Below are 4,573 nucleotides of genomic sequence, written 5' to 3'. Positions count from 1 at the left end.
TCGATCATGAAGTTATTGCCACGACGCGCCGATACGGTCGGCAATAACTTCATGATCGACGGGGTGGGGGCGGGGGCCGGCCGGGGGTGTGGGGTGGGTTAGCGGGGGGTGCGGGGGGCGGCGGCTCGGCGGGCCCGTTGCACCGCTGCTGGTAGGGCCGCGACGAGGGCGTCCACGTCGGCCTGGGTGCTGGTGTGGCCGAGGGTGAAACGCAGCGAGGAACGGGCGCGGTCGTCGTCGGCGCCCATCGCCAGCAGCACGTGCGAGGGCTGGGCCACCCCCGCCGAGCAGGCCGAACCCGTCGAGCAGGCGATGCCCTGGGCGTCCAGCAGGAGCAGCAGGGCGTCGCCCTCGCAGCCCGGGAAGGAGAAGTGCGCGTTGCCGGGCAGCCGGTCGGTCGGATCACCGTTGTAGATCACCTCGGGCACCGCCCGGCGGACCCGCTCGATCAGATCGTCGCGGAGGGCGGCCACCCGGGCCGCGTACTCCTGCTGACCCTTCACGGCGGTCTCGACGGCGACCGCGAAGGCGACGATGCCGGCGGTGTCCAGCGTGCCGGAACGGACGTCGCGTTCCTGGCCGCCGCCGTGCAGCAGGGGGACGGCCGCCACGTCCCGGCCGAGCAGCAGCGCGCCCACCCCGATCGGGCCGCCCAGCTTGTGCCCGGTGACGGTCAGCGCGGCGGCCCCGCTGGCGGCGAAGTCGACGGGCACCTGGCCGACGGCCTGGATGGCGTCGGTGTGGAAGGGCACGCCGTACTCGGCGGCGACGGCGGCCAGCTCGGCCACCGGCTGCACGGTGCCGACCTCGTTGTTGGCCCACATGGCGGTGACCAGGGCCACCCGGTCGGCGTACGCGGTCAGCTCGGCACGCAGGTCCTCCGGGTCGAGACGGCCCGTGGAGTCCACCGGCAGCCAGCCGACCTCGGCTCTCTCGTGCTCGACCAGCCAGTCGACCGAGTCCAGCACGGCGTGGTGCTCGACGGCGCTGGAGATCACCCGTCGGCGGTCGGGGCCGGCGCCCCGGCGGGCCCAGAAGATGCCCTTGACCGCGAGGTTGTCGCTCTCCGTGCCCCCACCGGTGAAGATCACCTCGGACGGCCGGGCGCCCAGTACCGCAGCCACCCGCTCGCGCGACTCCTCGACCCGACGACGGGCACGACGACCCGCCGCGTGCAGGGAGGACGCGTTGCCGACCTCGCGGGCGGTAGCGACGTACGCCTCCAGTGCCTCGTCGAGCATCGGAGTCGTCGCCGCGTGATCCAGGTAAGCCATCACCGTTCAGCGTACGGCCGAGTTGTCGGGGGCCGGAGGGCGGAGTGGGCTCCATGCGACGGTGCCGGGGTGGGATTCCCCCACCCCGGCACGTCGCGACCGCCCGGTCAGGCGGGCACCGCCGTGACGACGATGTTGTCGCGGTACTTGCGGGCCTTGGCGTCGAACGGCCCGCCGCAGGTGATCAGCGTCAGTCGCGGCTTGCCGTCGCGGGCGAAGTACCGCTCCAGCGGGATCTTGGTCTTGGCGTACTCCTCCCGGGCGACGACCCGGTACTTTCGCGCCTTGCCGTCGCTGCCGGTCGCGGTCAGGGTGTCGCCCTGGTCCAGCTCGCGCAGCCGGAAGAACGCCCCCCGGCCCTGCTTGGCGCTGTCCACGTGACCGGCGATGACCACCGAACCGGCGCCCGCCTCAAGGCCGGGGCCGTAGCGGTACCAGCCGATCTGATCGACGCTGGGCGGCACCTCGAACTCGTTGGTCCGCTTGTTGATGCCGACCGCGTTGACCGTGGCGGTGACGTCGATCCCGGGGATCACCAGCCGGACCGGAGGGACGACCCCGGCGCCGGCGGGCAGCTCGCCGGCGGTCACCGGCACCGACGGGTCGCCGCCGACGGCCGAGGGGGTCGCGCTGGCGGCCAGCGTGCTCGCCTCCTCGGCGCCGACGTTCTCGGCCGGCTGGGAGTTGCACGCCACCAGGGTGGCGACGGTGAGCGCGGCAACGCCGGCGGCCAGGGCCGCCAGCGCGCCGCGGTTGCGCACCGTCACTTGCGACCGGTCCGCGCGGTCGCCATCCGCACCCCACCACCAAGCAGCAGGAGTACGCCGGCACCGGTCAGCGCGTACCACCAGGTCTGCACGCCGGTGCCCGCCTGGCCGCCGTCACCGCTCGGCACGCCACCCGGGGCGGAGTGCAGGCCGGTGATCGTCTGGGCCACCACGTCGAGGGTCTTGTCCTCGGCGGAGCCGATCGCGTAGACGATCGTCGCGGTGCCCTCCTTGAGGTTGAGGTCCGCCGGGCCGATGGCCACGGTGTCGGTGCCGGCCAGCACCACGTCCGCCTTCACCGTGCCGGCGTCGACGTCGGCCTTGGCCTCCTTCGGGTTGGTCAGGCCCTTGAAGACCGGGGTGCCACCTGCACGCACGTCGACCGCCGGGGCGGCGGCGGTGTGCCGGACGATCAGCCGGGCCTTGCCGGCGTCGACCTTCGAGACGTCGTTCACGAACGGCGTGATCTTCGGCTTGCCGGCGGCGTCGAGGTGCGCGGCGAGGCTGATGTTCGCCCCGCCCGGCACCTCGGCGTTGTCGACCTTGAGGATCGCGCTGCCGATCGGCTCGCCCGGCTTGGTGAGGGCGATGTCGTACTCGCCCTCGGCCAGGTTCAGCGGGCCGGCCACGTCACCGGGCTTGAAGTTGTTGAGCGTCTTCTTGCCGTTGACGTAGACGTCGACCGGGGTGTCCGGGATGCCGTGCACGACCGAGACCTTCGAGGTGGCGGCGTACGCGGGGCTGGCGGTGAACGCGGCGACGCCGGCGAAGGCCAGCGCGGCGACGGCGCCGCCCGCGGCGACCCGACGGAAGTACGAGAGCTGCATGTCTGCCTCCTGGTGATTGGTGCTGATTCGTCAGGCCTGGCTTGCAGAACGGGTTACGCCGGCTCCGCGACGGCTGGATGCGCCTTCGACGCGATTTCTTTTTCCGGCCACGACCGCATCCGGATCGGGCCCGGCGGACGAAGAGCTGGTGAGATGACATCGACCGGGAGAGTGGGGCGAGGGCTGTGGCAGCTACAGTCGGGTATGCCCCATCGAAGGCTGGACGCCCGATGACGGCGTTACCTCAGCAACCGGAGCCACCGGTGGACGACCTCGCGCCCCGGTTCCGGTCCGGCGACGAGGTGGCGCTGCGCGAGGCGTACGACCGCTACGGCCGTGCCGTACTCCACCTGGCCACGTCCATGCTGGCCAACCGCGCCGACGCCGAGGACGTGACGCAGGCGACGTTCGTGGCCGCCTGGCTGGGAAGGGACACCTTCGATCCGGCCAAGGGGTCGTTGATCGGCTGGCTGCTCGGCATCGGCCGGCGCAAGGTGATCGACCGGATGCGGGCCACGGCGCGGGAGACCCGCGTGGTGGAGACGGTCCGGCAGTTGCCCGAGCCGGCACAGACGACGCCGGACCCGGACCGGGTGGTGGACCGGCTGGTCATCGCGGACGAGCTGGCACGCCTGCCCGACGACCAACGACGCATGCTGGAGTTGGCCTTCTACGACGACCTGACACACCAGCAGATAGCCACAGTGACCGGGGTGCCGCTGGGCACCGTGAAGAGTCACATCCGGCGCGGCATGGCGAGCTTGAAACGCAGATGGGAGGTGGACGGTGCAGCACCTGGAGCACGAGCGGCTGGTTTTTCTGGCGCTCGGTGAGAGCGATGCGGACAACGGGGAGAGCACCCATCTCGACACCTGCGCGCACTGCCGCGCGGAGCTGACGGCCCTGCGGCAGGTGGCCGGGCTCGGCGTGGAGACGCAGGGCCTCGGTGACCTGCCCGACCCGCCGGAGCACATCTGGCAGGGCATCGCCGCCGAGATCAGGGCGGCCGAGGCCGTGCCGTCGCTGACCGAGGCCCGGCGGCAGCAGGCCGCCGAACAGGCGACGATCGGGCAACGGCCGAGCGGCTCGCCGGCCGGGCCTACGGCGTCGGGTGTCGCGGGCCCCGAATCGGGCGGCAGGTCACGGGCCAGGCGGCGTGCCGGTTGGTCGCGCTGGGCGGCCACCGCGGTGACCGCTGTCGCGGCGGCGGCGATCGGCGTGGTGGGCACGGTCTCGGTGCTGCGCCCGGACGAGCCGGCGCCCGCTCCGACGCCCGCGGTGCTGGCCAGCGCGCCCCTGACTGCCTTCGGTTCGACGCCGAAGTCGGCCCAGGGTGACGCGCGGATTCTGCAGAACGGCCAACTGCATCTGCACGTCGCGAATCTCCCGCGCGTGCCTGGGTACTACGAGGTCTGGCTCATCAACCCGACGAACATGGAGATGTTCTCGATCGGCACCCTCGGTGGTGACTCGGACGCTCTGCTGCCCCTGCCTCCGAACGTCGACCTCAAGAGCTACTCGGTGGTCGACGTCTCCGCCGAGAAGTACGACAACAACACCCGCCACTCCGGCGACAGCCTGTTGAGAGGCACCCTGACGGGCTGATCGGCGGGCCGGCTCAGCTCCCCGGCCCGCCGATCAGCTCCCGACGAAAAAGTGGCCGCCCGGCGCCGGGCGGCCACAATTTATTGTGTAACAGTGACAA

At 72.0% G+C, this 4,573-nt stretch carries 5 protein-coding genes; 2 read left to right on the top strand and 3 right to left on the bottom strand.

Annotation, left to right across the window (positions count from 1 at the left end; genetic code table 11):
* Positions 1-98: 98 nt before the first annotated feature.
* The 3 genes from ABZU46_RS31080 to ABZU46_RS31070 form a co-directional block, all read right to left on the bottom strand.
* Positions 99-1,274, bottom strand: coding sequence for a cysteine desulfurase family protein (locus ABZU46_RS31080; protein ID WP_354863262.1), 1,176 nt, complete (start codon positions 1,272-1,274; stop codon positions 99-101).
* Between the two features lie 107 nt (positions 1,275-1,381).
* Complete coding sequence (locus ABZU46_RS31075) at positions 1,382-2,041, bottom strand: class F sortase (protein WP_354863261.1); 660 nt, start codon at positions 2,039-2,041, stop codon at positions 1,382-1,384.
* Positions 2,038-2,868, bottom strand: a complete 831-nt coding sequence (locus ABZU46_RS31070) for a DUF4397 domain-containing protein (protein WP_354863260.1) — start codon at positions 2,866-2,868, stop codon at positions 2,038-2,040. The genes ABZU46_RS31075 and ABZU46_RS31070 overlap by 4 nt, the downstream gene beginning before the upstream one ends.
* Positions 2,869-3,098: 230 nt before the next feature.
* Between ABZU46_RS31070 and ABZU46_RS31065 the strand changes: the two genes are divergently transcribed.
* Together ABZU46_RS31065 and ABZU46_RS31060 are read left to right on the top strand one after the other, a co-directional pair.
* The gene (locus ABZU46_RS31065) at positions 3,099-3,701 is read left to right on the top strand and encodes a sigma-70 family RNA polymerase sigma factor (protein WP_354863259.1); all 603 of its coding nucleotides are present in this window, start codon (positions 3,099-3,101) and stop codon (positions 3,699-3,701) included.
* Positions 3,655-4,473, top strand: a complete 819-nt coding sequence (locus ABZU46_RS31060; protein WP_354863258.1) for an anti-sigma factor — start codon at positions 3,655-3,657, stop codon at positions 4,471-4,473. Before ABZU46_RS31065 ends, ABZU46_RS31060 begins: the two co-directional genes overlap by 47 nt.
* Positions 4,474-4,573 lie beyond the last annotated feature (100 nt).

This window comes from Micromonospora sp. NPDC005197, from assembly GCF_040608295.1.
Lineage (GTDB): Bacteria > Actinomycetota > Actinomycetes > Mycobacteriales > Micromonosporaceae > Micromonospora.
This window is presented reverse-complemented; position numbering and strand designations above follow the sequence as displayed.

Excerpts from the sequence above, each read along its gene's own strand:
- ABZU46_RS31065 (WP_354863259.1), top strand. The coding sequence starts at position 3,099 with ATGACGGCGTTACCTCAGCAACCGGAGCCACCGGTGGACGACCTCGCG.
- ABZU46_RS31080 (WP_354863262.1), bottom strand. The coding sequence starts at position 1,274 with ATGGCTTACCTGGATCACGCGGCGACGACTCCGATGCTCGACGAGGCA.
- ABZU46_RS31070 (WP_354863260.1), bottom strand. The coding sequence starts at position 2,868 with ATGCAGCTCTCGTACTTCCGTCGGGTCGCCGCGGGCGGCGCCGTCGCC.